This is a genomic window from Streptococcus sp. A23, from assembly GCF_043674155.1.
Lineage (GTDB): Bacteria > Bacillota > Bacilli > Lactobacillales > Streptococcaceae > Streptococcus > Streptococcus suis_V.
This window is the reverse complement of the sequence record NZ_JBIMJP010000013.1, coordinates 18,868-42,878: the sequence shown is the minus strand read 5'-3', so window position 1 is coordinate 42,878 and position 24,011 is coordinate 18,868. Positions and strand designations below refer to the sequence as shown.

The 24,011-nt window shown below is 44.4% G+C and carries 25 protein-coding genes and 2 pseudogenes; 15 read left to right on the top strand and 12 right to left on the bottom strand.

Annotated elements, in window-relative coordinates; all coding sequences use genetic code 11:
• Window positions 1–9: 9 nt before the first annotated feature.
• Together ACHBIE_RS08070 and ACHBIE_RS08065 are read right to left on the bottom strand one after the other, a co-directional pair.
• Complete coding sequence (locus ACHBIE_RS08070; protein ID WP_105122300.1) at window positions 10–462, bottom strand: threonine/serine exporter family protein; 453 nt, start codon at window positions 460–462, stop codon at window positions 10–12.
• Window positions 463–465: 3 nt separating this feature from the next.
• Entirely contained in the window at window positions 466–1,221 is a 756-nt protein-coding gene (locus tag ACHBIE_RS08065) for a threonine/serine exporter family protein (RefSeq protein WP_394733120.1), read from the bottom strand.
• 159 nt (window positions 1,222–1,380) lie between these two features.
• On the opposite strand from ACHBIE_RS08065, the gene ACHBIE_RS08060 reads away from it, so the two are divergent.
• Together ACHBIE_RS08060 and ACHBIE_RS08055 are read left to right on the top strand one after the other, a co-directional pair.
• The gene (locus ACHBIE_RS08060; protein ID WP_394733135.1) at window positions 1,381–1,806 is read left to right on the top strand and encodes a MarR family winged helix-turn-helix transcriptional regulator; all 426 of its coding nucleotides are present in this window, start codon (window positions 1,381–1,383) and stop codon (window positions 1,804–1,806) included.
• Between the two features lie 21 nt (window positions 1,807–1,827).
• Window positions 1,828–2,187, top strand: coding sequence for a DUF1304 domain-containing protein (locus tag ACHBIE_RS08055; protein WP_105111845.1), 360 nt, complete (start codon window positions 1,828–1,830; stop codon window positions 2,185–2,187).
• Window positions 2,188–2,225: 38 nt separating this feature from the next.
• On the opposite strand, the gene ACHBIE_RS08050 is transcribed toward ACHBIE_RS08055, so the two are convergent.
• From ACHBIE_RS08050 to ACHBIE_RS08020, 7 genes are all read right to left on the bottom strand, one after another.
• Window positions 2,226–3,080, bottom strand: coding sequence for a DUF4097 family beta strand repeat-containing protein (locus tag ACHBIE_RS08050; RefSeq protein WP_394733119.1), 855 nt, complete (start codon window positions 3,078–3,080; stop codon window positions 2,226–2,228).
• A complete protein-coding gene (locus tag ACHBIE_RS08045; protein WP_172021938.1) occupies window positions 3,067–3,651 on the bottom strand; it encodes an HAAS signaling domain-containing protein in 585 nt (194 codons plus the stop codon). The genes ACHBIE_RS08050 and ACHBIE_RS08045 overlap by 14 nt, the downstream gene beginning before the upstream one ends.
• Before the next feature lie 10 nt (window positions 3,652–3,661).
• Window positions 3,662–4,729 (bottom strand): DUF1700 domain-containing protein, encoded by a 1,068-nt coding sequence (locus tag ACHBIE_RS08040; RefSeq protein ID WP_394733118.1) that lies wholly within the window; start codon window positions 4,727–4,729, stop codon window positions 3,662–3,664.
• Window positions 4,726–5,043 carry a PadR family transcriptional regulator gene (locus ACHBIE_RS08035; RefSeq protein WP_394733117.1) on the bottom strand — a complete coding sequence of 106 codons (318 nt, stop codon included), beginning with the start codon at window positions 5,041–5,043 and terminating at the stop codon, window positions 4,726–4,728. The genes ACHBIE_RS08040 and ACHBIE_RS08035 overlap by 4 nt, the downstream gene beginning before the upstream one ends.
• A gap of 151 nt (window positions 5,044–5,194) precedes the next feature.
• Window positions 5,195–5,593, bottom strand: a complete 399-nt coding sequence (locus ACHBIE_RS08030) for a DUF5684 domain-containing protein (protein ID WP_394733116.1) — start codon at window positions 5,591–5,593, stop codon at window positions 5,195–5,197.
• Window positions 5,594–5,711: 118 nt separating this feature from the next.
• Entirely contained in the window at window positions 5,712–6,932 is a 1,221-nt protein-coding gene (gene pepT / locus ACHBIE_RS08025; RefSeq protein ID WP_394733115.1) for a peptidase T, read from the bottom strand.
• 9 nt (window positions 6,933–6,941) lie between these two features.
• Window positions 6,942–7,757 (bottom strand): Cof-type HAD-IIB family hydrolase, encoded by an 816-nt coding sequence (locus ACHBIE_RS08020; protein ID WP_105122294.1) that lies wholly within the window; start codon window positions 7,755–7,757, stop codon window positions 6,942–6,944.
• 338 nt (window positions 7,758–8,095) lie between these two features.
• On the opposite strand from ACHBIE_RS08020, the gene ACHBIE_RS08015 reads away from it, so the two are divergent.
• From ACHBIE_RS08015 to ACHBIE_RS07980, 8 genes and pseudogenes are all read left to right on the top strand, one after another.
• Window positions 8,096–10,777 (top strand): SEC10/PgrA surface exclusion domain-containing protein, encoded by a 2,682-nt coding sequence (locus ACHBIE_RS08015; protein WP_394733114.1) that lies wholly within the window; start codon window positions 8,096–8,098, stop codon window positions 10,775–10,777.
• Between the two features lie 152 nt (window positions 10,778–10,929).
• A pseudogene (locus tag ACHBIE_RS08010) lies at window positions 10,930–11,363 on the top strand (YbaK/EbsC family protein).
• A gap of 185 nt (window positions 11,364–11,548) precedes the next feature.
• Complete coding sequence (locus tag ACHBIE_RS08005; RefSeq protein WP_105122654.1) at window positions 11,549–13,210, top strand: ribonuclease J; 1,662 nt, start codon at window positions 11,549–11,551, stop codon at window positions 13,208–13,210.
• Between the two features lie 57 nt (window positions 13,211–13,267).
• Window positions 13,268–14,044, top strand: coding sequence for an alpha/beta hydrolase family protein (locus ACHBIE_RS08000; RefSeq protein ID WP_105122655.1), 777 nt, complete (start codon window positions 13,268–13,270; stop codon window positions 14,042–14,044).
• Between the two features lie 68 nt (window positions 14,045–14,112).
• Window positions 14,113–14,832, top strand: a complete 720-nt coding sequence (locus tag ACHBIE_RS07995) for a M57 family metalloprotease (RefSeq protein WP_105110742.1) — start codon at window positions 14,113–14,115, stop codon at window positions 14,830–14,832.
• Between the two features lie 12 nt (window positions 14,833–14,844).
• A complete protein-coding gene (locus tag ACHBIE_RS07990; RefSeq protein ID WP_238140723.1) occupies window positions 14,845–15,201 on the top strand; it encodes a hypothetical protein in 357 nt (118 codons plus the stop codon).
• A 95-nt stretch (window positions 15,202–15,296) separates the two neighbouring features.
• Window positions 15,297–15,473 carry a glycosyltransferase family A protein gene (locus tag ACHBIE_RS07985; RefSeq protein ID WP_105110744.1) on the top strand — a complete coding sequence of 59 codons (177 nt, stop codon included), beginning with the start codon at window positions 15,297–15,299 and terminating at the stop codon, window positions 15,471–15,473.
• Window positions 15,466–15,621 (top strand): glycosyltransferase, encoded by a 156-nt coding sequence (locus ACHBIE_RS07980; RefSeq protein WP_105122658.1) that lies wholly within the window; start codon window positions 15,466–15,468, stop codon window positions 15,619–15,621. The genes ACHBIE_RS07985 and ACHBIE_RS07980 overlap by 8 nt, the downstream gene beginning before the upstream one ends.
• 38 nt (window positions 15,622–15,659) lie before the next feature.
• Here ACHBIE_RS07980 and ACHBIE_RS07975 read toward each other — a convergent pair.
• A pseudogene (locus tag ACHBIE_RS07975) lies at window positions 15,660–16,409 on the bottom strand (IS3 family transposase); the annotation flags it as partial.
• A gap of 304 nt (window positions 16,410–16,713) precedes the next feature.
• On the opposite strand from ACHBIE_RS07975, the gene ACHBIE_RS07970 reads away from it, so the two are divergent.
• From ACHBIE_RS07970 to ACHBIE_RS07960, 3 genes are all read left to right on the top strand, one after another.
• Window positions 16,714–18,612, top strand: coding sequence for an ABC-F family ATP-binding cassette domain-containing protein (locus tag ACHBIE_RS07970; protein ID WP_125266222.1), 1,899 nt, complete (start codon window positions 16,714–16,716; stop codon window positions 18,610–18,612).
• Window positions 18,613–18,798: 186 nt separating this feature from the next.
• Entirely contained in the window at window positions 18,799–19,275 is a 477-nt protein-coding gene (locus tag ACHBIE_RS07965; RefSeq protein WP_105122661.1) for a DUF3955 domain-containing protein, read from the top strand.
• Between the two features lies 1 nt (window position 19,276).
• A complete protein-coding gene (locus ACHBIE_RS07960) occupies window positions 19,277–20,104 on the top strand; it encodes a putative RNA methyltransferase (RefSeq protein ID WP_394733113.1) in 828 nt (275 codons plus the stop codon).
• 39 nt (window positions 20,105–20,143) lie between these two features.
• Here ACHBIE_RS07960 and gatD read toward each other — a convergent pair whose 3' ends face one another.
• Window positions 20,144–20,929 (bottom strand): lipid II isoglutaminyl synthase subunit GatD, encoded by a 786-nt coding sequence (gene gatD / locus ACHBIE_RS07955; protein ID WP_394733112.1) that lies wholly within the window; start codon window positions 20,927–20,929, stop codon window positions 20,144–20,146.
• The gene (gene murT / locus ACHBIE_RS07950; RefSeq protein WP_105122664.1) at window positions 20,929–22,272 is read right to left on the bottom strand and encodes a lipid II isoglutaminyl synthase subunit MurT; all 1,344 of its coding nucleotides are present in this window, start codon (window positions 22,270–22,272) and stop codon (window positions 20,929–20,931) included. The genes gatD and murT overlap by 1 nt, the downstream gene beginning before the upstream one ends.
• A gap of 157 nt (window positions 22,273–22,429) precedes the next feature.
• Between murT and cdaA the strand changes: the two genes are divergently transcribed.
• Together cdaA and ACHBIE_RS07940 are read left to right on the top strand one after the other, a co-directional pair.
• The gene (cdaA, locus tag ACHBIE_RS07945) at window positions 22,430–23,272 is read left to right on the top strand and encodes a diadenylate cyclase CdaA (protein WP_105110752.1); all 843 of its coding nucleotides are present in this window, start codon (window positions 22,430–22,432) and stop codon (window positions 23,270–23,272) included.
• A complete protein-coding gene (locus tag ACHBIE_RS07940) occupies window positions 23,272–23,985 on the top strand; it encodes a YbbR-like domain-containing protein (protein ID WP_105122729.1) in 714 nt (237 codons plus the stop codon). The genes cdaA and ACHBIE_RS07940 overlap by 1 nt, the downstream gene beginning before the upstream one ends.
• The last annotated feature ends 26 nt before the right edge of the window (window positions 23,986–24,011 follow it).

Genomic DNA, 24,011 nt, shown 5'->3' with positions numbered 1-24,011 from the left:
AGTTTCAATCTAGGTGGTCGGTGTCTGGTACCAGCGTTTTTGAATGGCTCTGTACACTTGCAAGAGTACGGTACCGCTGGCCATGCCGATAGGAATGATGAGGCAGAGGGTCAGGACACTGGTGATATTGGCAAGGGCTTGGGCATAATCTCCAGAAACAAAATAGGTCGTTGTCATATAGGACCGATAGCCAGGGACTAGGGGAGCCAGGATAGCCAGAGAAAAAATAATAGAGGGTGTCTTGAGTAGGATGCTCATGACCTGGCTAATCATGGAGCCGATGACCGCTGCCAAAAAAGTGGCAATGAGCGGATTGGTTGGTCCCTGCAGTAGGAGATAGAGGAGCCAGACAAACATTCCTAGAAGTCCTCCGGGAACCAGAAGTTTCCGAGGAACATTGAGGATGACCATGAAGGCAATCATGGCTAGAAAAGAAGCTACAGATTGTAGTAAAAAATTCATAAGTTACCCCACGAGTAAGAGTGCAACAGTGGTCCCTGCACCCAGGGACAGAATAATCAGAGCCGTTTGAAAGAGCTTTGTCATGCCGGTATTGATATGGTTGGTCATCAGATCTCGGACCGCATTGGTCAGGGTGATACCAGGCACAAAGGGCATGACAGCACCAGCATTGATAAGGTTGGGATTTATAGCCAGGCTGGTGTATTTCTCTAGTAGGTAGGCGGTTAGGGAAAATAGCAGAGCTCCACAGAAGGTAGTCACAAAATCAATGCCGATAAATTTCTCAATCTGCAGCGAGAGGGGAAAGGCCAGAGCGGTCGCAGCAGCAGAGCAAAAAGCATCCCAGGCGGAGCCGCCGAACATAAGGGTAAAGAAGGGAACGGCAAAAATAGCCGCCAAAATCAGCTGGCCAGTCGTGTAAGGTGCTTTTTCCAGTTTGATAGCAGACAGGATTTCCCAGGCCTCTTTAGGGCTAATCTGGCCTTCAACCAGCGAACGAGAGACCTGATTGACATCGCAGACCTTCTGCATATTGTAGCTGGAGGAGACAATTCTCTTCATCCGGGAAATGTTGGTGTGGTCAATGGAAAAGAAAATGGCCGCTGGAATGGCCAGCACATTGGCATCCATTATCCCATGAGAATGGGCGATGCGAATCATGGTATCCTCCACCCGATGAATTTCCGCCCCGCTTTGGAGTAAGATGCTACCGGCCAGCATAAGCACGTCAATGACCAGGTCTTGCTCTTTTTGTTTCATTTCATCCCTAGCTCTTTCCTTGGTGTTTTAGTTTATTATATCAAAATCAGCTCTGGGAAGAAGGATTTTTATAAATAATGAGCAAAATAGTTGAAAAATATTCGGATTGCAGTACAATTGATTGGTCAACGATTGACAAATCAACAAATGGGAGAAGTCATGTCAAGCATGGAAGAGGTACTTTACCAACTGAAAATTACCGAAGAGGTCATTACCAATCTATTTGAAAAGCGGTTGGGGATTTCCCTGACCCGTTATCGGATTCTTCAGATTTTGCTAGAGGAGACACCACTTCACCAAACAGCCTTGCAGGAGAGGCTTGGAATTGACCGCGCAGCCATTAGCCGGCATCTGAAAATTTTGGAAGAGGCGGCTTACATCCGTCGTGAGCGAAACCCTGACAATCAGAGTGAAATTTTGGTTTACCCGACCAAGAAAGCGCAGAAGGATTTGATTGATAGCCCGCCCAGCCAGCATGTGGTGGTCAAACGGGCTATGGAACATATTCTAACAGCTGACCAAGTGGAGCAATTTCAGCAGATTCTGACCAAGCTAAGTGCAGGCTTGAAAGACCTCCCTCTATAACTATTCTTAAGGAGATATAGCATGTCTATTTTTACAACTATTTTAGCTACCATCGTAGCATTGGAACACTTGTACATTATGTATTTGGAAACTTTTGCTACTCATTCGGACTCGACCAGCCGTGTCTTTAATATGGCCAAGGACGAGCTGCAACGCAAGTCTGTAACCACCCTGTTCAAAAATCAGGGAATCTACAATGGCTTACTGGCCCTTTTCCTACTTTACGGAATTGTGACTGGCAATCTTGAAATTGTGACCATATTTGTCCTCTATGTTATCGGTGCAGCTGCTTATGGTGCGATTACTTCAAGCCCTAAAATTATCCTGAGCCAAGGAGGTCCAGCCATTTTGACCCTCTTGTCACTTTTGATATTTAAGTAGTCAAAAAGCCCCCGAACTGGAGGGCTTTTCGTGTACTCTTACTGAACATAAATGTCGCCATTTTGGCTATGCAGGGTCAACTTGTTTTTTGCATTTGGATTGCCATGAGTGGTTTGTTCGCTATCTTCATCAGCAGAAAGTTCTTCGATTGCAAGATCCTTCAGGCTTTCCTTATGGATGGTCAGGTCAATGTCACCGTCGTAGGCCAAGACATCATAGTTGCCGATAACTTGCAGCCCAGTGGCGCGAATGTTGCCATTTTCTACGGTCAAATGGTTGAGCTGGTCACTACTTGAGTCTTCCACATCTTCTAGTTTTACTTCCTGCAAATCAATATCTCCATTCCAGACTACGATGTTAGCTGAGTGAATGGTGGTTTTCTTGGCCAAGAAGTTACCGTTGTTGATAGAAATATCCAGTTTGTCAACGGTCATATCTTCAAGATTGGCATTTCCATCAAAGAGTCCGCCGGTCAATTCATCCAAGTGGCTACCGGCTGGCAAGAGCAGGGTCGGTGTGGTGTAGGTTTGGGTTTGGTTCTCTTGGAGCATTTTTATCCCTTCTAGGAAACCGTCATAGCGAAACCCCTGGTCGTTATTATCTTCAATGGTTAGACTGCCATTTATCAGGTCGTAGACAATAGGACTGCTCTGTTTCTTGCTGACTTTAAAATAGAGGGTCGGTTTTTCGACATCACTTGTAGAGATTGTGAGATTGGTGGAGCTATTGATTTTTTGCAAGTTGTCAAATTCAACCTGCTGGACCTGGTAGGAATTTTCTAGATGATTTCCGATTTCCTGCCAGCCACCTAGTAGGAGACCCAGCAAGGACAGAAGGAGGCCAGTTGCTAGGGTAATGAGAGTGTAGCGTGTGCTGGATTTAAGCTGTTTCATAGCGGTCTCCTTTCGGTAATAACTGTTGAATAAAGTGAAGGCTGGCCTGCAGGAGCTTGTGGCCGATAAAAATGGTCGCCTTGATGCCCAAAATTCCCAGAGCTATTCCAATCAAGGATAGGCCGGTGACCAGGATGCCTGAGCTGATAGCAGTGGTAAAGAGTTCAAAGGCTGATAGAAAGCCGGAAATTCCTAGGCTAATCAGGGCGATGCAGAGGCTGGCCATGGCTAGAACCAGGGCTAGGACGAGGAGGATGAGGCTCACAAAGAGAGCCAAGACCACCAGACCCAGAATCAAGCCCATGGGAGCAGCCAAGATAGACAGGGTTACCAGAAGTAGACGGTTGCTGGTGCTAGGCTTTTCTCCACTGACTTCTTTATCATAGAGATTGGCTAAAATATCACTAGCAGCATGCTTGGGACTGCCCAATTCTGCGATGACCTGGTCTTCGTTCTCAGGTCCAGCCTCGTCAAAGTATTCATTAAAATGTTCCATAGCATCATGGAAATCTTCTTGTGGCAGGCGTTTGAGATAGCCAGCCAATTGGTTCATATAGTCTGCACGTGTCATCATTTTCTCCTTATTTGACAGTAATACTGGAATCGCTTGCGTCCAAAATCAGAGTAGGGGTGATGCCCTCCAGCAGGTATTCCAGGTGGAGCCAATCATCGTCACGTTCTAGGTGAGCAGCAATTTCCTGGGGCAAATGGATCAGGCTATCGTCTGTTTCCGCTAGAAGATTGCTCTTTTGAGACATGCCCAAGGTGACAACAGAATCTTCGATTTCAAGAACAAGTTCTCCCTGCCAAGTGGATTGGTTCATTGAAAGGTGACAATCCGCAATCTCCACATGCCCCTTGCCGAGGTTCAGACCTGTCAACATGAGGTTGCAATCTGCTGTCTGCCAGTCAAGGGTTGAACAACTAGAATCCTTGCACGTAAGGTTGATATCTTTTGCCTCCATGGTCCAGTTTTGGGCAGTGATGTGCTTGAAGGAGAGATTGCTGTCGCTGGTTTCTATTACCGTTAAGCGGTCCACAGTCAGGTTGTTGATAACCAGATTGGCATCGGTCAAACGAACATCAGCTGTGTGCAGGGCAGGTTTCTGGGGAAGTTTGAGGACAGTTTTTTGTCTGCTGTCTGAGTAAGCCATCCTAAAGCCCTTTGGTATCTCCATAGAAGAAAGGAGGAGTGTGTCGCCATCCAGGCAGAAGGTAAAGGGCTGGTAGTTGCCGTCAAGAGAAGCGGGGGAGAGGAGGCTGGCGGAGTCCTTGTCCCAGCTCTCAATTATCAAGGTTTGGTCCTCCAGCTGAAGGCTAAGGCGTTGGAAGTTTGGCAAAGGGGTCTCCACAGTCTCAAAGTCGAGGGGGTTGGTGTCCTTGAAGCTGAAGTTATTGAAAAAATTCTTCCAGTCCCAGGTCAAATCAACACGTGGTGGCTCCTGGTTCTCTGTCAGGGCATCTTCAGGCAGGTTGGCTATGATTTCCTGGGCAGCAGAGCTCGGATCGCCTAGCTCTGAGATAGTCGCCTGGTCATCATTTCGGTCGTCGAAGTATTCTTGGAAATAGTCCAGGGCCTCTTGTTTGGCGGTTGGATTGAGTTTGTTGAGTGCTTGTTCAAGGTGTTTTAAATAATCTGCGCGTGTCATTTTCGTAGGCTCCCTTCTATAATTCTGTCGATATTGTCCTTGTAGGCTGTCCATTCTCCCTTGAGGAAGGGAATGTGGTTGCGGCCGGCAGGAGTAATGGTGTAGTATTTGCGTTTGCGTCCTTGAAATTCCTGGCTGTAAGTGGTTACATAACCGGCCTTTTCCAGTTTTTTCAGAATGGGATAGAGCGTGGACTCTTTTATATCGGCCACTATCTTGATGGTTTGACTGATTTCATATCCGTAGGAATCCTGCTTTTCCAGCATGGCCAAAATCAGAAATTCTATCAAGATAGAGGAAACGGGGTAGTACATGAAATCACCTCTTTATCTTTATGTAATTATTTTATATATAAATTATATACCCATCATTTACTAAAATCAAGTAATTATATAAATTTTTTATATATTTTTTTAAAAAAGTAAAAGCAACCCTTCCAGCTAGAAAAAGTTGCTTCATTTGATATTAGTCGATAAAGAAAGTTTGTGGACCTTGGTAACGGCTTCCGTCATTGAAGGCGATGTAGACATTGAAAAGTGGTGTAAACAAGACATAGAAGATGGCTTGAATATCAGACAAACCAAATGCTTTACCATAGCAGTAAGTCAAATAAATGCCATAAAGTGGTCCAGCAAGTGGGATGAGTAGGAATAGGATAAACCAGCCCTTGTCTTCGCTGAATGTGATACATTGTTGGATATAAAGGTTGTAGAAAGGAATGAGGGATTTCCAACCAGCATAGCCAGCTTTTTTAAAGAGGATGAAGTTGGAAATGGCAAGGAGGACATACCAAATGAGTGAAAAAATCATACCGGTTCCCCAAAGCCCAACTAAAATACCTTGTGCAAATGTTTCTTCTGTCATAATAAAACTCCATTTCTTTTTGATGGTTCTATTATAACGGTATTATTTGAATAATACAATAGTTATATCGAACAATTTTCAAAAAAAGCAGATTTTTCAGAAAACCTACTTTTCCTTCTTATTTGTAAGCTACAATACCTAAAATCACATCAACAGCTTTTTCCATGGTTTGAAGGCTGACAAATTCAAAGCGGCCGTGCATGTTCTCGCCACCTGCAAAGATATTTGGTGTTGGAATGCCCATGTAGGAAATTTTGGACCCGTCTGTACCACCACGAACTGGCTCGATAATAGGAGTGATGTCCAAGTTTTCCATTACTTCTTTGGCGATGGTAATCGGTGTCATATCCTTCTCGATGATTTTCTTCATGTTATAGTACTGGTCCTGCAGGTTGACGATAACGCGTGGCGTGTCAAACTTGGTATTCATTTTGTCTGCAATGTCCAGCATGAGCTGTTTGCGGGCTTGGAAGTCTTCTCCCTCGAAGTCGCGGATGATGTAGGTGGTAGAAGCAGTATCGACACTGCCCTCCATGTTCATCAAGTGGAAGAAGCCTTCATAGCCTTCTGTTTTCTCAGGGCGGTCTGCTTCAGGAAGAGCATTGTGGAAATCAATAGCCATCTGGAAGGCGTTAATCATCTGGTCTTTAGCAGAACCAGGGTGGACATTGCGTCCTAGGAAGTCAATCTTGGCAGCAGCTGCTGAGAAAGTTTCGTACTGGAGTTCACCAAGCGGTCCACCGTCCATGGTGTAGGCAAAGTCCACATCAAAATCTTCCGCATCAAACTTGTCAGCACCGACACCTATTTCTTCATCAGGACCAAAGCCGACACGGATTTCGCAGTGCATGATGTCAGGATTTTGGACAAGGTACTCAATGGCCGTCATGATTTCTGCAATTCCTGACTTGTCATCAGAGCCTAGCAAGGTCGTACCATCTGTCGTAATCAGGGTTTGACCGTGGTAGTTGCCCAGTTGTGGGAAATCTTTTGGATGGAGTTCATAGCCAGAAGTTCCTAAAGCGATTGGGTTACCGTCGTAGTTTTCGATGATTTGTGGGTTGACACCATCTGCGTTGAAGTCAGCCGTATCCATGTGGGCAATGAAACCAATCTTACGTGTCAAACTTGGGTCGTTGGCAGGGAGTGTTCCTACAGCAAAGCCATTTGGCAGGTAGTGGACATTCTGTAAGCCAATCCGTTCCATTTCAGGCAGAAGTATATTCTGTGCGAACTCAACCTGGTTTTGAGTAGATGGAGTGGTGGTTGAGTTCTCGTCAGAGCGGGTATTTTCTTTGACGTAGACTAAAAATCGTTCGAGTAGTGTTGGGTATTTCATGTGGTCTCCTTACTTGTTCAAAATGTGTTTTTCAATGGCCTTGGCCACACCGTTGTTTTCATTGCTGTCGGTGATATCTTGGGCAATGGCCTTGACTTGCTCATTCGCATTTCCCATGGCAATGCCCAGTCCTGCAAAGGCAATCATTTCCAAGTCATTATTGGCATCGCCAACAGCCATGATTTCCTCAGGCAATATTCCTAGACGGTCAGCCAATTTTTTCAGCCCAGAGGCCTTGCTGGCACCGTTTGGTAGGATTTCCAGCAGGTATTCTTGACTGCGAACGGTCGAATATTTCTGGCTGAGGACAGGATTGTGGGTATTTTCAAAAGCATCAATGGCCTCTTTTTCACCGACAAACATGGCTTCAAAGAAGCGGTGTTTGCCAGATTTTGCTTCTTCTAGGTCGATGGAAATAGGTGTCATCCCAACCAGACTGGCATCATGAATAACGGTTTCATTTGCTTTTTGTGCAACGACAAAGAAATGGTCTTCGTCGAAGAGTGTGAGTTGAACCTCATCAGTATTTGTAAATGTGTCAAGGTAGTCCAAGTCTGTCTGAGTCAGCTCCTCCCAGTCGATCAGACTCCAATCCTTAGTCAAATGGGTCGAGCAACCGTTGTTGACGATGATGTACTCGTCTTCTTGGTCAAAGCCCAGCTGTTCCACAAAAGGCTTGACACCGACCAGGGGACGACCTGTGCAGAGTACGACGGTCACACCAGCAGCAACGGCCTGGTGGATGGTATCAATCTGTGGCTGGGTCAATTCCTTCTTCTCATTAAGCAGGGTTCCGTCCATATCAAGGGCGATTAGTTTAATCATAGGCACCTCCGTATAGTTCTGATATTAGTATAGCATAAATTGAAAAAAGTCGGAATCAATAGTGGAAGAATCCAAAAAATAATCAGGAAAATTTCCCTATTTTTGCTAGAAATATTTTTGACAAATCTGTAACAAAAACTTAATGTTTTGAAGAAATCCAAGCGGGTAAAGGACTTGATGAAGTTAGCTTAAAAAAGTAAATAAAAATAAGGGGAAACATACCTGTCGGAGCTTGCAAATGCTATCAAATAAGGTTAGAATAGAAAAGCGAGTATAATAATGACTCAACTGTAATATGTTTTTATATTAAACTCATGCTAAGAAAGTAGGAGAAACGAATGACGAAGAAGATTGCAAAAACAGCAGGTTTTGCTGCTGCAACAACATTGGCCGTCCTAGGACAACAAGCAGTAGAAGCTAGTGAAGTAGTCGTGCCGGCAGAGCCAGTAGCTGATCAGGTATTAACTACAGAAGCAACAGATGCAACAACCACTATCGATTCTACAAGTAGTGAAACAGCTTCTCCAGTAACAGAGGAAGAGGTTATCGCTGCTGAAGACGTTTATAAGGTAGCTGAAGCTGAGCAAGTAGCCCAAGAAGAAGTTGTGGCAACTGCAACTGCGGAAATGGACAGCACTCAGGCACAATTGGACCAGATTGATAGTGAGATTGCTGCAATTGACAGTGCTCAAACGATTATTGAGAATGCTCCTCAGATTATCGAGCAAACTGAATCAAAAATTGCTAGCGAGGAAGCAACGATTGCTCCTGCTGAAACAGCTATTGCAACCGCAGAATCACTTGTGGCGACTGAGGCAACTGATTTGGCAACAGCTAAAGCTGGCGAAGTAGCAGCTAATCAAGTAGTGGCAGATGCTGAAACAGCTCTTGCTGATGTTAAAGCAGACTTAGCTGAAGTTGGTCTTGAAAGTGCTCAAACAGCAGTAGACAATCTCAAAACAACTGAAGCAAAGCAGATTCAGCAAGTTTCAAGCCTTGAGAACGCTGTCAAAGTAAATGAAACTGCTGTTACAAATGCTGAAAAGGCGCTGACTTCAGCACAAACAACTGCTAAGCAAGACTTAGATAAAGAAATTAGTCAAGTCAATGCAGAATTGTCAGCTAAGAAGACGGAGTTGGCAAATACACCAGCAACAACTACGACGACAACAAATACGGTTAAATCTGTAGTTGGTAGCAATAAGATTACCTTGCCAAGCTCTTACATCAACACAGCCTACCCTGCTCTTAAACAAATTGAGAATGCTGGTTATACAGGATCTACAGCTTTCATTAGTGTTGCAAATCAAAATAAATCAAAAATTGTAGTTGCTAGTCAACAAGGAACTTATGGTATTCAATGGGGCGGAAGCGGTGTGAACACCTACCAATCAATTGCAGCAGATAAAACTCGTACAATTGACCCTGCTAACCTTACCAAGGAAGTCCAAAATGAGATTGCACAGTTTACAGCAGAGATATTGAAAGGGGTTCGTACACAACTGGGTTTAGCATCAGTTGCTGTGACAAGTTCAGCCCAAGATTTTGCTAAGCGTGTTGCAAGTGCTTACAATAGCAAAGGTTTAAGCACACTTATCCATGATTTCACAGATATTGGTTCCGCAGCAACAGCAAGTGGTCTTAAAACTTCGGATAATCGTGGCTATGAGTCCTTGGGGGACTTTGGACATGCTACAACAGTCGATCAGTTAAAAGGGCTCTTCTACAACTCATTGGTTTATATGCTCTTTAACGATGAAGGTTCTAACTTCGGTCATACGATTTCGCTCCTGCAAAATTCAGGCAATGATACTTATTATCTTGGTGCCACATCTCGAGTAGCCTCAAGTCAATTCCGCAGTACCAAGGCTACGCAGACTCAAATTTACATGATTCCTTCGTCGAATATTGTAAGTTCAAACTTTAGTCAGACGCCAATTACAGGTACTACTAGCACAACAGTTGACAACACAAATGCGATTAACAAGCTCAAGGCAGAAATTAAAACTCTCGAGACAACATTGTCTAACTTGAAAAGTACTAACTTGGAATCTGCATCTATTGTTGTTGCAGCGAATCAAACACTTCGTACAGCTAAAAATCGTTTGCAAACAACTAAGGATAACTTGGCAACAGCGAAGGCTACACTTGAGCAGACTCAGTATCAGTTGACAGTTGCTCAGAAGAATTTAGCTTCGCTTACTGCACAGAACCAACAACTCCTAACGAAACAAGGACAAGCTCAAACAGCACTTGCTAAAGCGCTTGTGGCTCAAAAAGCAGAGGTGGCAAAAGTTGCTCAAGCTCAAGAAGACTATGACAAGGCAGTAGAAGCTGAAACGGCTGCCAAAGACAAATTAGTCAAAATTCATGCTAGAATTGCTGGCTTGAAAGAGAAAATTACTGAGACAGAGAAATTGGTTGCAAATGCAACAACCTTGATTGCAGATAAAGAGCGACTAGAGACACAGAAATCTATTTTGGCTGGTCTCTTGTTGAAGCAAAAAGCAGACTTGGTTGAACAATATGATATTCTTAAGGATAAAACAGCTCTGACTGTTGAAGCAAAAGAAGAGTATCTTCGTCTGCTCAACTTGTACCGCTTGGCAACTGGGAACAATATCTTCCAGCTTCCTGATGGAACAATTGTTGCTGTACCAGCGGTAGCTCCTACAGCTGATGCATTGCCAGAAGGTGAACTTCCTATTCTTACTACTCTAGTATCTCCTACAAATCTAGGAAATGCACCAATGGAAGTCTCAAATATTTCTCAAGGTTCAGGAGCTGCAGCTGCTGGTGCTGCGGGTGCAAATGGTTCAGCTGGAACTGTTAACCTTACTTCTTTGAGTGCGGGTGTTGCTCCTGCTCAAGGCACAAGCCAATCAAATTCTGCTAAGTCAGAATCTGAAAAAACATTGCCAAAAACATCATCAGTAAATTCAGATATCATGGCAGTTGTTGGTATGATGTCAATGGGACTTACTTTTGGACTCGCAAAAAAGAAACGCGATGAAATCTAATATTCATGATTAAGGGAATCGATTTGATTCTCTTTTTCTTATTACTGAATTAAAACATACTCTCTAATAGAATATCAATATAGAGAAAAAGAGGTGTCCTTATGTATGAAGAACTGGTTTAAAAATTAAAGCAGTTGGGAATTTCTTATGGTATGGTTGAGCATCCTGCTGCCCTGACAACCCAGGAGGCTGATTATTATATTGAGGGAATGGAAGGTGTGCGGACCAAGTCCATGTTTTTGACCAATAAGAAAAAGACGGCCTTTTATCTCTTGATTATGGACGACCAGAAACAGCTGGACATGGAGGCTTTAAGGAAATGGTTGGTGCCAACCGCATTTGCATGGATTCAAGCGACAGTCTCTGGGAAAAGATGCGATTGCCTGCGGGGACAGTTTCCATTTTTTGTTTGCTCAATAATCCCCATAAAGATATTTAAGTCTATTTTGATAGGGAAATCTTGACAGAAAAGATTCTGACATTTCATCCAAATATAAATACCAAGACAATTTTTGTGGCAACCCAGGATGTTCTTGCTTTTGTAGAAAGTTTGGGTTTTGATATCCAAATCGTCGACCTGCCATAGGATAATAAAGCTCTGTCAACAATCGGCAGAGTTTTTTGTAAATTTTCCTGAAAAATTGTATAATAGAAATGACAGCTACATGTGTAGCAGACTGTAATTCGACTTGCGTCTGAACTGTGAGGAGGCAAGGACCGTTGGTATGAAAAAATAAACTGGGCAGGTATGATTGCCCCAAAGGAGAAAAGATGAGTAGCATAAAAATCATGGCGCTCGGTGGTGTACGTGAGAATGGAAAAAATCTCTACATCGCTGAAGTCAATGAGCATATTTTTGTATTGGACGCCGGAGCCAAATATCCTGAAAATGAACAGCTGGGTGTGGACGTGGTCGTGCCAAACTTTGATTATTTGGAAGAAAACAAACAGCGTGTGGCTGGCGTTTTCTTGTCCCACGGGCATGCGGATGCCATTGGTGCCCTGCCTTACCTGCTGGAAAAAGTGAAGGTACCGGTTTTCGGTTCACACTTAACGGTGGAATTGGCAAAATTGATTGTTAAAAACAATAATTCTACCAAAAAATTCAATGATTTCCATGTCATCGATGCAGATACGGAGATTGATTTTGGTGATGCGGTTGTATCCTTCTTCCAGACAACCCACTCCATTCCTGAGAGTTTGGGTGTGGTCATCAAGACTGACCAGGGCAATATCGTCTATACTGGTGATTTCAAGTTTGACCAGGCAGCTGATAAGCTCTACCAGACGGATTTTGGTCGCTTGGCTGAGATTGGTAACGAGGGTGTCTTGGCCCTACTTTCTGACTCTGCCAATGCGGATAGTAAGGTTCAGGTGGCCAGCATGAAAGAGGTGGCCAATGAAATTTACAATACCATTTCCGACTGGGAAGGTCGTATCATTGTAGCAGCAGTGGCCAGCAATATTACCCGTATCCAGCAAATTTTCGATGCAGCTGATAGGACAGGTCGTCGTGTCGTTCTGACTGGTCATGACGTGGAAAATATTGTCCGCACAGCTATTTCCCTGAAAAAATTGAAGTTGGTCAGCGAGCGTCTCTTGGTCAAGCCTAAGGACATGAACAAGTATGAGGACCATGAGCTGATTATTCTTGAAACTGGTCGTATGGGTGAGCCCCTCAATGGTTTACGCAAAATGTCAATCGGACGTCACCGCTATGTTGAGATCAAGGACGGCGATTTGGTCTATATCGTAACGACGCCAAGTATTTCTAAGGAAGCGGTTGTAGCCCGTGTGGAAAACATGATTTATAAGGCGGGGGGCACCGTCAAGTCTGTGGCCAAGAACCTGCATGTGTCTGGTCACGGCAATGCGCGTGATTTGCAGCTCATGCTCAATATCATGAAACCCAAGTATCTCTTCCCGATTCAAGGTGAGTATCGCCAACTCAACGCCCACGCCAAGGCTGCGCTGGAAATTGGCATGTATCCAGAAAATATTATCATCGTCAAACGTGGTGATGTTATGGCCTATGAGGATGGTGATTTTGTCCACAGTGGGGCCGTTCCAGCAGGGGATATTATGATTGATGGTAATGCCATGGGAGATGTGGGAAATGTGGTCCTCCGTGACCGTAAAATCCTATCAGAGGACGGTATTTTCATCGTGGCTCTGACGGTCAATCGCCGTGAGAAACGCATTATTTCTAAGGCGAGGGTCAATACCCGTGGCTTTGTCTATGTCAAGAAGAGCAAGGACATCCTGCGTGAGGCATCTGATTTGGTCAATGCCAGCGTGGAAAACTACTTCACCAAGGATAGCTTTGACTGGTCAGAACTGAAGGCAACTGTCCGCGATGACCTGGCAAAATTCCTCTTTGACCAAACCAAACGTCGCCCAGCTATTTTGCCGGTGATTATGGAAGTAAAATAAGAGAAAATAAGTGATGAGAGCCAGTCCAAACTGGCTCTTTAGAATAGGAGAAAGCAAATGGCTATTATGAAAATTGAATATCATTCGGAGGCCTTGGATATGTCACGGCAGGTTAATGTCATTTATCCAGACCGCAATCGTATACCTAATCCTGATGATAAGGATATCCCAGTCCTCTACCTCTTGCATGGGATGGGTGGCAATCAGGATTCCTGGCTCAATCGCTCGACCATAGAACGATTGGTACGCTATACCAATCTCATCGTTGTCATGGTTAATACGGACAAGGGCTGGTACACTAATACGACCTACGGCATGAATTATTACGATGCCATTGCCATTGAACTGCCGCAGGTTCTCAAGCGGTTCTTTCCAAATATGTCCGACAAGCGGGAGAAAAACTTCATTGCTGGTCTGTCCATGGGCGGATATGGTTCCTTCAAGATTGCCCTGTCTACCAACCGTTTTTCATACGCGGCCTCGCTTTCTGGTGCCCTGGCCTTTGATTTTGACAATGAAGGGACGGCTGATTTGGGAAATCTAGCCTACTGGACGGGTGTGTTCGGAGACATTCATAATGCTAAGAATCCAAATAATTTGACAGAGATTGCCAAGCAGTCAGATAAGAAAACCAAGTTTTACGCTTGGTGTGGAGAGGAAGATTTTCTTTTTGCAGGTCATGAGAAGGCTATTGCTGATTTGAAAAAGATGGGCTTGGACATCGAGGCTAGTAAGGGACCTGGTAAGCACGAGTGGCACTATTGGAACCAGCAAATCGAGTACGTCCTCCAATGGCTGCCGATTGACTTTGAGTTGGAGGAAAGACTATCCTAAGCTGCTTTAAGGTAAATTTTAGCTTTATTTGCTATACTGTTGACCATCTCCAGAAAGAGGTATAGTCTATGAAATTAATAAAAAGTGTCCTTGGATTTTTCCTAAGAATTCTTACTTGGTTGGTCAGTTTGATTTGGAATTTTATCTGGTCGACTGTTTTAATCACAGCTCTGGCCCTGGCTTTGCTCTTTGTTTTTCAGAGGGAAAATGCCTACCAAACCTTGGATAGGGTTCTGCAGGAGGCGGAGCTGATTGTCAAAGGACAGTCTCCAGTCAAGCTACAAGAGGGTGTCGATACTATCAAGCATCTGGCTACGGATACTGTCAACACAGGCGACCATGGACGGTGGGAAAGCAATCGTGCTACGGTATATATTGAGAGCCAGGAGCCAATTTTACGCCAGGCCTACGTGCAGGCCATTGCCAATTGGAACCAGACAGGTGCCTTTACGTTTGAGTTGGTCGATAGCCCGGAGGCAGCAGATATTATTGCGACAGATGTCAATGATAGTACTACCCAGGCTGCTGGGGAGGCCAATTCGACGACCAATCTTCTGACCAATTTTTATACCAGTGTGACGGTGAGACTCAATCGTTACTATCTTTTAAATCCCCAATATGGTTATGAATTTGACCGAATCCTGCACACAGCTGAGCATGAGCTGGGGCATGCCCTTGGCTTAGGCCATGAAGATGGCAGAGCTTCTGTCATGGAGTCTGCAGGGTCCTATACAGGCATTCAGCAGGAAGATGTGGATGCGGTCATTCAGCTTTATGCAAACAACTAGAAAGGATTTATTTTGATTAAGTTCATTAAGCGTTATCCCGAACAAGCTTTTCTCTTGCTTTACAATGCTGGTATCTTTGTCTGGCTGCAGTCAACCAGCTCAGCCATTGTCCGCCAGCTTGGTCTGACCACCGACTGGCTAGAGAAAATTCCAGCTCCCTTGCGAGCAATGGCAGGCTCAAGCCTGACTGGTATGGATAATCTACTCAATTCATCGGCCTGGGGCTGGTTGTTTGTGTCCATGATTTTGATGCTTATCGTTCGCTTTGTCAAAGGCTTGATAAAATTCCTAATTTTGCTTATCATTATCGGAGGCGGGCTATACCTTGTCTGGCAACATTGGGAACTCTTGCAAGGCTTTGTGAATTGATGAAATCCAATCCAGTCCAGAGCTGGATTTTTTGCTACTATAGTTGTAAAAATAATGTTACTATTAATTAAGTTGGGAAATATTTTGGAGAAATAATGGCAAAGCTAACTGTAATTATGCCAGTCTATAATAGGGAGACTATTGTTAAGGAAGCAATAGATAGTATCCTCTGTCAAAGCTACCAAGATTTTAAGTTCCTTATTGTTGATGATGGCAGTGAGGATAAGACTGCAGACATCATAAAGTCTTATCGGGGCCTAGGATATATTTGATAAAAATCTAGGTATTTCTACTAGTATAAATCTAGCTTTGAGTGAGATTAAAACTGAATTTATTGCTCGTATGGATTCGGATAATATCGCTCACCCAGATTGTTTTGTAATTCAGATTGATTATTTGGAAAACACAGGGATTGTATGAATAGCTCCCTGTCAAGTGGACAATGAAATAATAAAAGATTAGGCGACGGCCTTGTTCCTCATTTCAAGAGGGGCAAGGCCGTTGTTGCGCTCTTGAAAACGTTGATGATTGTAAAATAGATGTTGGCATCAATATCTAAAACTAGCTCCTCAAAAGTCTTATATTTCTTCAAATCATAGCACTCCGTCTTAAAGTTCCCAAAGAAACTCTCAATTGGTGCATTGTCAATACACCTTACCAACACGAGACATATAGCGGGTCATCTGATACTGGGTCGTTAGGCGGTAATAATCTTTCGAGGTGTATTGCGAACCTCGATCGCTGTGAATCAATGGTGTCGCATCAGGATTAGCTTTTCGGACTTTACGAAGTGTTTCTAACACCAGTTCGTTATCATTAAACTGACCAACCACATAGGCGACAATTGAGCCGTCATAAAGATCCTTAATAGCACTCAAGTAGGCCTTACAATCGAGACCGTACTTCAAGAAAGTCACATCTGTAGACCATTTCTGATTTGGAGCAGTAGCTGTAAAATTACGATTGAGAATGTTGTCCTCTACATTGACAAAGCTAGTCTTGGTACAATACCCCTTGGCTCTTCTGATAATGGAACGTAGACCTAGAATGTGCATCAAGTGTCGAATCCGTTTCTTGTTGTAGCTTGTTCCAAGCTTGCGATTGACAAATCGAGTCATACGACGATAACAAAGAATACCATTATGCTGGCTATGAAGTTCCTTGATGACATTCATCAAGCCTAAATTTTCCTGTTCAGAAGTTGTTTGGAGCTTGTCTATATTTAAGTGTATATGAAACAGTTCCGCTAAGTTTTTTATCTTCTATACAAAATCAGTTGAAACAAGTTTATAGTCAGAGGAGTCGATTTAATCAGTTTAAGGTTGATTGGAGTTATTTACTACGGTTAGTCCGTTCTATTACTGGTGAAGATTCACTGTCGCTAGAATAATGTTTCTTAAGACTTATTTCTAGACATTAGTTCATAGAAGTATGGTGAACTTCCCTTTTATTGGAACTCCTCTACTTTTTCTGTGGGGGAGTTTTTGAGTGTTTTATGGTAAAATATTGAGTATGATTATATTGAACGGAAACAAGATTGAGCGCTCCTTTGCGGGCGAAGTTTTATTTAACAATATCAACATTCAAGTAGATGAACGGGATAGGATTGCTCTTGTCGGAAAAAATGGCGCAGGCAAGTCTACTCTACTCAAAATCCTTGTCGGAGAAGAAGCGGCAACCAGTGGTGAGATTTCAACCAAGCGTGATTTGTCCCTTTCTTATCTGGCACAGGATAGCCGTTTTCAGTCGGAAAATACCATTTACGATGAAATGCTACATGTCTTTGATGACCTGCGGATGACGGAAAAACGCCTACGCAGTATGGAAGAGCAGATGGGAAGCCTGTCTGGTAGTGAACTTGACCAACTGATGAAGACCTACGATAGCTTGTCGGAAGAATTTCGTCAAGCAGGTGGTTTTAGCTACGAGGCGGATATTCGTGCCATTTTAAACGGTTTTAAGTTTGACCAGACCATGTGGGACATGAAAATCTCTGAACTCTCTGGTGGTCAAAATACCCGTCTTGCTCTTGCTAAAATGTTGCTTGAAAACCCAGAACTCTTGGTCCTGGACGAGCCGACCAACCACTTGGACATTGAAACCATTGCCTGGCTGGAAAACTACCTAGTGCATTACAAGGGAGCCTTGATTATCGTCAGCCATGACCGCTATTTCTTGGACAAGGTGGCGACACTGACACTGGATTTGACCAAGCATTCCTTGGATCGCTATGTGGGCAATTATTCTCAGTTTGTCGAGCTCAAAGAGCAGAAGTTGCAGACGGAGTTGCAAAACTATGAAAAGCAGCAGAAGGAAATTGCCAAACTAGAAGACTTTGTCCAGAAAAATATTGTCCGTGCTTCGACCACCAAGCGTGCTCAGGCTAGACGCAAGCAGTTGGAAAAGATGGAGCGACTGGACAAGCCAACAACTGGTCAGAAGTCTGCCAACATGACTTTCCAGTCGGACAAGACTTCTGGCAATATAGTCTTGACAGTGGAAAATGCTGCGGTGGGTTACGATGGAGAAATACTTTCTCAGCCTATTTCCATTGACCAACGAAAGCTGGATGCCATTGCCATTGTCGGTCCGAACGGTATCGGAAAAACAACCCTGCTCAAATCCATCATCGGAGCTCTGCCATTTATCAAAGGAGAAGCCAAGCTAGGTGCCAATGTGGAAGTGGGCTACTACGATCAGACTCAGTCGGCCCTGACACCTTCCAACACGGTCTTGGAGGAGCTCTGGTCAGCCTTTCCGACTACACCTGAAGTGGAGATCCGCAACCGCCTTGGAGCCTTTCTCTTCTCAGGCGATGACGTCAAAAAGTCCGTGTCCATGCTATCTGGTGGGGAAAAAGCCCGCCTGCTCCTCGCCAAGCTGTCCATGGAAAACAACAACTTCCTCATCCTCGACGAGCCGACCAACCACCTGGACATCGACAGCAAGGAGGTCCTGGAAAATGCCCTCATCGACTTTGACGGCACCCTGCTCTTTGTCAGCCACGACCGTTATTTCATCAACCGCGTCGCCACCAAGGTCCTCGAAATCTCGGAAACGGGCTCCACGCTCTACTTGGGCGACTATGATTATTATTTGGAGAAAAAGGCAGAGCTGGAAGCAGAAGCCCAGCCTGACCAGCTAGAAAGTACCAGCCAATCAGCCGGAGCCATGGACTACCAAGCCCAAAAGGAAAACCAAAAAGAGCAACGCAAACTGGCCCGCCGCATCGAGCAAATTGAGGTTGAAATTGAGAACATAGAAAACCGTTTGAGTGAGCTCAATCAAGCCATGCTAGAAACTAATGACATCGGTCAGCTGACCGATTATCAGAAAGAAATCGATCAATTGACTGCCCAACAAGAAAACCTTATGGAAGAATGGGAAGAATTATCTGAGCAATTAGGCTAGGTTGACAGCAAGTTGACAAGAGGCTCAAACCCTTGATAGAACAGGATTGCAAGCCAGTCTTTCGGAGTTAGCAAGACCACCTTTCGCTAAAAAAGTCCAGAGCAAGCCAGTCTTTCTTGGCAATCATTGACCGATAGGCTAAGATAAGTTTAGGACCTGCTAGACAGGATCCCGAGAGGAGAAAAAATGAACTTTGGACAGCAAATCAAAGACTTACGTAAGAAGGAAGGCTTGACCCAGGAGCAGTTTGCCCTCAAACTCAATGTGACCAGGCAGGCCGTTTCCAACTGGGAAAATGACAAAAACCTACCTGATTTGGAACTCTTGATTCTCATGTCCTCTGTCTTTTCGATCTCCTTAGATCACCTTATCTTAGGAGGAACTGACATGAACAACATGACAGAAAAACTTGTCAAAGACGGTCGCGAAGGCCGCCGTACCCAGATGCACCTGACCATTACCATTATTGGTAGTTTTCTCATGCTTCTCGGCTTCGTCTGCTTTGTCATCAAGGCAAACTCGGTCGAGTATATCGATGCCGAGGGCATTCTGCATGAAAATTTTTATCTCATTCCAGTCGGCTACTTGCTGGTCTTTACAGGAGCCTTTGCCACGCTTCTTTCTGGACTAGCCCTGCACCGCTTTAGAAAAGAAAATAAGTAACATGACCAAACACCAACGTTTTGCTAATAGCGACCAATTTTTCGCCTGTCCACATTGTGGGCAGGTTCTTGATCTTGACCAGAGCAGTCTTCACTGCCCCAACCGCCACACCTTCGATATTGCCAAGCAGGGCTATGTCAACCTAGCACCCCAGGTCAAGCAGTCCGCCAACTACCACAAGTCTAGCTTTGAAAACCGCCAGGCATTTTTAGAGGCGGGCTATTACGATCACCTCTATGCGGCTTTGGAGGGGAAAATAGCAGAGCTGGGCTTACAGTCGGTCTTGGACATCGGCTGTGGGGAGGGCTTTTATTCCCGTAAGTTAGCCGAGAAAATGAACTTGGACATTCTTGCTTTTGATATTTCCAAGGATTCCATTCTCCTAGCAGCCAAATCTGACAGGACCAAGTCGGTCAAATGGTTTGTCGGTGACTTAACCAAGTTGCCTATTCAAGACAAGACAATTGACGGCATCTTGGACATCTTTTCCCCAGCCAATTATCAGGAGTTTGCTAGAGTGCTGAAAGCTGGTGGGGCTATTCTCAAGCTGGTCCCAGGGCCCAATCACCTCAAGGAGCTCCGCCATTTAGCCAAAGACCAACTCCGCAAGGAGTTCTATGATAACCAGGCTATCGTGGACCATTTCAAGTCTTACCTAGGGCAGGTGGAGCAAGTGCTGGTCAGTCGGACCTTGCCGATTAGCCTAGAACATGCCCAAGTCTTGGCAGACATGACGCCCCTCTTTTTCCAAGTGGACCAGTCCAAGTTGGATTTGAGTCAGTTGACCGAGATTACGATTGAGGGATTGCTCTTGATTGGAACTATATAAAAAATAAAACCGCCTCTGAATATCAGAAGCGGTTTTGCTTTATTTATCAAATTCTGCCTTGCTCTTTACATCGCCGTATTCTTCAGCGACTTCTTTGCTGAGGATGTCAGTATAGCTGGCAATTTGGATGTCTTGTCCATATTTTTTACGGAGGGCAGTAGTGACCAGGCGATAGGCTAGGTTGGCATTGCGGGACAGGATGGGTCCGTGGAAGTAGCTGCCGAAGGTGTTTTTGTAGTGTAGGCCTTCGCCGCCGTCTTCCTTGTTATTACCATTGCCATAGACAACCTTGCCCAGGGGTTTTTGGTTGTCAGCTAGGAAGGTGCGGCCTTGGTGGTTTTCAAAACCGTAGTAGGTTTCATTGAATTCATCATTGTGAATTTTGATATCACCGATGAAACGGTTATTGGTCTGGTTGAGAGTGTAGTGACCCATAATTCCTAGACCGTCAATCTTGCGGCCGCCAGCTTCGATGTAGTATTGACCGAGCAACTGGAAGCCACCGCAGATGGCCAGCATGACGCCATCGTTTTCGATAAAGTCTGCCAAGCTATCTTTTTTAGTTGGTAAATCCTTAGCAAGAATGGATTGTTCATAGTCCTGACCGCCACCGAAAAAGGCGATGTCGTAGAAATCCTTGTCAAATTCATCTGTCAGTGAAACGATGTCCACCTGAACACGAGCCCCCAGCTTTTCAGCCACATACTTAAGCATGAGGATATTGCCATTGTCACCATAGGTGTTCATCAAATCACCGTAGAGGTGGGCGATATGGAGATAGTAAGTGTAGTCTTTTTCAGGACTTTTTAATGACGTATAGACCATTATTTCATCTCCTTTCCAACGGCTTGGCGTTGAGCTAGTAAGTCGCGGAATTCCAGCATAGCTGTATAGGTGGCGAGGATATAAGCATGTTGGCTACTCGATTGCTCAATCAAGGTCATGATGTCTTCCAGTTTCGGCGTTTCAGTAATCTGGTCCTCAGGATAGCCAGTCACACGGAGGCGACGGGCGATTTCAGATGAACGCACACCACCTGCAAAGACTTGTGGAATGTCCATTTGGGTAATTTGTTCAAAGTCAGCATCCCAAATCCAGCTGGTATCAATTCCATCAGCGTAGTTGGCATTGAGAAGAACAGATAGGCTAAAATCGTAAGGAGCCAATTTCATCATTTCAATGGCCTGGGTTGCACCGACAGGGTTTTTAATCAAGACCAGAGTACAATCTTTATCGCCCAATTTAAAGGTTTCTTGGCGACCGAAAACTGCCTTGGACTTGTCAAAACCAGCCTTGATTTTCTCAGGAGATACGCCGAAAAATTCTGCCACGCTGACAGCTGCCAGGGCATTGTAGATATTGTAAAGCCCACCGATGTTGATTTTGTAATCCTGACCGTCAATGGCAAAGGTAGAAGAAGTATTGGTGATTTCTTTTAACTCTGTCAACTTGTAATCCAGCTCAGGTCGGCTAAAGCCACAGTTGTTACAGATATAGCTACCCAAATTAGCGTAGGTGTTGAGCTTGTACTGGATAATCTGGTGGCAATGTGGGCAGAGAACGCCTTCGGTATTGTAGTGGGCCAGACGTGGCTCATGCTCTTCCGTCGCAAAACCGTAGTATTTTACTGGATTGATAACGGAGGTCGAGTTGAAAAGCGGGCTGTCACCGTTGGCGAGAATGGTCGCCTGAGGTGCTTTTGCAGCCCCGTCCAAAATCATCTGGTAGGTAGTATAAATTTCGCCGTAGCGATCCATTTGGTCACGGAAGATATTGGTGAAGACAATCAGGCTAGGCTTGATAAAGTCGGTCACACGAGCCAGGCTGGCTTCATCAATCTCCAAGACGGCAATCTTCTTGCCATTTTTATTTTTCTTGGCTGATAAAAAGGTTGCCGTAATCCCTGTAATCATATTGGCACCGCTGGTGTTGGTCGTAATTTCTCCAAAGGCTTCTTGGAGGATGCCGACTGTCAGGGCGGTGGTCAGAGTCTTACCGTTAGTACCTGTCACAACAACGACTTCATAATCCTTAGCCAAACTATCTAAAATATGTTTATCGAATTTGAGGGCAATTTTTCCTGGCAGGGTAGTACCACGTCCTAGTTTGTTGAGGACAAACTGACTGGATTTTCCTGCTGCTATTCCTAATAAAGTATTTAATTTCATGGGTCTATTTTATCACAAAGGTTGGGGATTTTCTAGAATGGAGAATAGTCAGAAATAGGGCGTAGCTAATCATGGGAAGAGACGGAAAAATATGGTACAATAGAAATACTAGTTTCCATTTGAAAAAGAAAATAAGAAAGAAAGTATTGAGGAATCCATGTTAAACTTAAACCAATTATTTGATGTTGGGTATTGGTCAAGTTTGATAGCCAGTCCTTGGACGGCAGCCTTGCATCTCATCGATATTAGTATCGTTCTCTATTTGATTTATAATTTTAGCAAGGCGATCGCAGGGACCAAGATTATGACCCTTATTCGAGGGGTATTCCTGTTCATTGTCGCCCAGCTTGTTGCAAGCTTGCTTGGGCTTCAGACTATTTCTTGGCTCATGAACCAGGTTATCACCTATGGGGTAATCGCAGCGGTTATCATTTTTGCTCCGGAATTGCGTTCAGTATTGGAAAAATTGGGTCGAACCACCCAGCTGTTTTCTTCTGCCAATCTTAGCACAGAAGAAAGCCTGGTTCAGGCCTATGTACAGGCAGTTGCCTACATGTCTCCTCGAAAAATCGGAGCCCTGGTAGCTGTCGAGAGGGCCCAGACCTTGCAAGAGTACAAATCAACAGGCATTCCTCTGGATGCGGATGTTTCGCGGGAATTGCTCATCAATATCTTTATTCCCAATACCCCTCTGCATGACGGTGCTGTCATTATTAAAGACGAAAAGGTAGCTGTGGCATGTGCCTACTTGCCATTGACGGAAAGTGCGGGTATTTCAAAAGAATTTGGTACGCGACACAGGGCTGCTATCGGCCTTTCAGAGGCTTCTGATGCCTTTGTTTTCGTGGTTTCAGAGGAAACAGGCGGCATCTCGACGGCTCATAATGGTATTTTCAGGCATAATCTGAGCTTGGAAGAATTTGAGCAGGAATTGCGTGACCTATTTGTGCCGACAGTTGCGGCCAAAAAATCTTGGTTGAGGAGGTTAGGTGGACGATGATGCACGAAAAATATAAGCAGATTGGACATTTGGTCCTGTCTATTCTCCTGTCTTTGTTGCTCTTCTTCTATGCTACCACGACCAATTATAAGAATAATTTAGTCGCTACTAGTGCAACAACGCAGAAAGAGTCGGAAACCTACACTTATACACTAGCCAATGTGCCGATTGATATTAGCTATGACAGTGATAAATATTTTATTTCAGGCTTTTCGCCTAGTGTGACTGTAGAGTTGACTGGCTCAGACCGGGTTATTTTGCAACGGGAATCTGATCCACTGACCAGGACCTTCCATGTAACAGCAGATTTAAATAATCTTGAGATTGGTCAACGGGCGGTAGAGCTGCAGGTGACCAACCTGCCTTCTGGTTTGAATGCCACTCTTTCTCCGGCTGAGATGAAGGTGAAAATTGGCTACAAGGTTAGCCGGAGTTATACAGTTGAAGGAAAGGTTTATAGCAATCAGCTCAAAACAGGTTATGCTATAGACAAGGTGTCTGTGACCCTAGACTCGGTTAAGGTCACGTCTGATGCCGATACCTTAGCACAAATCGACCACATAGAAGCAGTGGTCATGGACTTGGCAGAGCTTGACAAGGACTACAGTGGTAAGGCAACCATTCAGGCTGTTGACGCCGACGGCAATGTATTGCCGGTTGTTTTGTCAGAACGAACTACAAATATTCAAGTAACTGTAAAAGAAATGAAATAAATCAAATACATATTGAGGAAATTGAA

Bases quoted from the DNA above. Each gene is read 5' to 3' on its own strand.
- ACHBIE_RS07940 (WP_105122729.1), top strand. From the start codon at position 23,272: ATGCACGAAAAATATAAGCAGATTGGACATTTGGTCCTGTCTATTCTC.
- ACHBIE_RS08005 (WP_105122654.1), top strand. From the start codon at position 11,549: ATGAGTAGCATAAAAATCATGGCGCTCGGTGGTGTACGTGAGAATGGA.
- gatD (WP_394733112.1), bottom strand. From the start codon at position 20,929: ATGGTCTATACGTCATTAAAAAGTCCTGAAAAAGACTACACTTACTAT.
- ACHBIE_RS08065 (WP_394733120.1), bottom strand. From the start codon at position 1,221: ATGAAACAAAAAGAGCAAGACCTGGTCATTGACGTGCTTATGCTGGCC.
- ACHBIE_RS08020 (WP_105122294.1), bottom strand. From the start codon at position 7,757: ATGATTAAACTAATCGCCCTTGATATGGACGGAACCCTGCTTAATGAG.
- ACHBIE_RS08035 (WP_394733117.1), bottom strand. From the start codon at position 5,043: ATGTACTACCCCGTTTCCTCTATCTTGATAGAATTTCTGATTTTGGCC.
- pepT (WP_394733115.1), bottom strand. From the start codon at position 6,932: ATGAAATACCCAACACTACTCGAACGATTTTTAGTCTACGTCAAAGAA.
- ACHBIE_RS08045 (WP_172021938.1), bottom strand. From the start codon at position 3,651: ATGACACGTGCAGACTATATGAACCAATTGGCTGGCTATCTCAAACGC.
- ACHBIE_RS08055 (WP_105111845.1), top strand. From the start codon at position 1,828: ATGTCTATTTTTACAACTATTTTAGCTACCATCGTAGCATTGGAACAC.
- ACHBIE_RS07985 (WP_105110744.1), top strand. From the start codon at position 15,297: ATGGCAAAGCTAACTGTAATTATGCCAGTCTATAATAGGGAGACTATT.
- ACHBIE_RS08060 (WP_394733135.1), top strand. From the start codon at position 1,381: ATGTCAAGCATGGAAGAGGTACTTTACCAACTGAAAATTACCGAAGAG.
- ACHBIE_RS08040 (WP_394733118.1), bottom strand. From the start codon at position 4,729: ATGACACGCGCAGATTATTTAAAACACCTTGAACAAGCACTCAACAAA.
- ACHBIE_RS07970 (WP_125266222.1), top strand. From the start codon at position 16,714: ATGATTATATTGAACGGAAACAAGATTGAGCGCTCCTTTGCGGGCGAA.
- ACHBIE_RS07995 (WP_105110742.1), top strand. From the start codon at position 14,113: ATGAAATTAATAAAAAGTGTCCTTGGATTTTTCCTAAGAATTCTTACT.
- ACHBIE_RS07960 (WP_394733113.1), top strand. From the start codon at position 19,277: ATGACCAAACACCAACGTTTTGCTAATAGCGACCAATTTTTCGCCTGT.
- cdaA (WP_105110752.1), top strand. From the start codon at position 22,430: ATGTTAAACTTAAACCAATTATTTGATGTTGGGTATTGGTCAAGTTTG.
- ACHBIE_RS08015 (WP_394733114.1), top strand. From the start codon at position 8,096: ATGACGAAGAAGATTGCAAAAACAGCAGGTTTTGCTGCTGCAACAACA.
- ACHBIE_RS08070 (WP_105122300.1), bottom strand. From the start codon at position 462: ATGAATTTTTTACTACAATCTGTAGCTTCTTTTCTAGCCATGATTGCC.
- ACHBIE_RS07965 (WP_105122661.1), top strand. From the start codon at position 18,799: ATGAACTTTGGACAGCAAATCAAAGACTTACGTAAGAAGGAAGGCTTG.
- ACHBIE_RS08050 (WP_394733119.1), bottom strand. From the start codon at position 3,080: ATGAAACAGCTTAAATCCAGCACACGCTACACTCTCATTACCCTAGCA.
- ACHBIE_RS08030 (WP_394733116.1), bottom strand. From the start codon at position 5,593: ATGACAGAAGAAACATTTGCACAAGGTATTTTAGTTGGGCTTTGGGGA.
- ACHBIE_RS08000 (WP_105122655.1), top strand. From the start codon at position 13,268: ATGGCTATTATGAAAATTGAATATCATTCGGAGGCCTTGGATATGTCA.
- murT (WP_105122664.1), bottom strand. From the start codon at position 22,272: ATGAAATTAAATACTTTATTAGGAATAGCAGCAGGAAAATCCAGTCAG.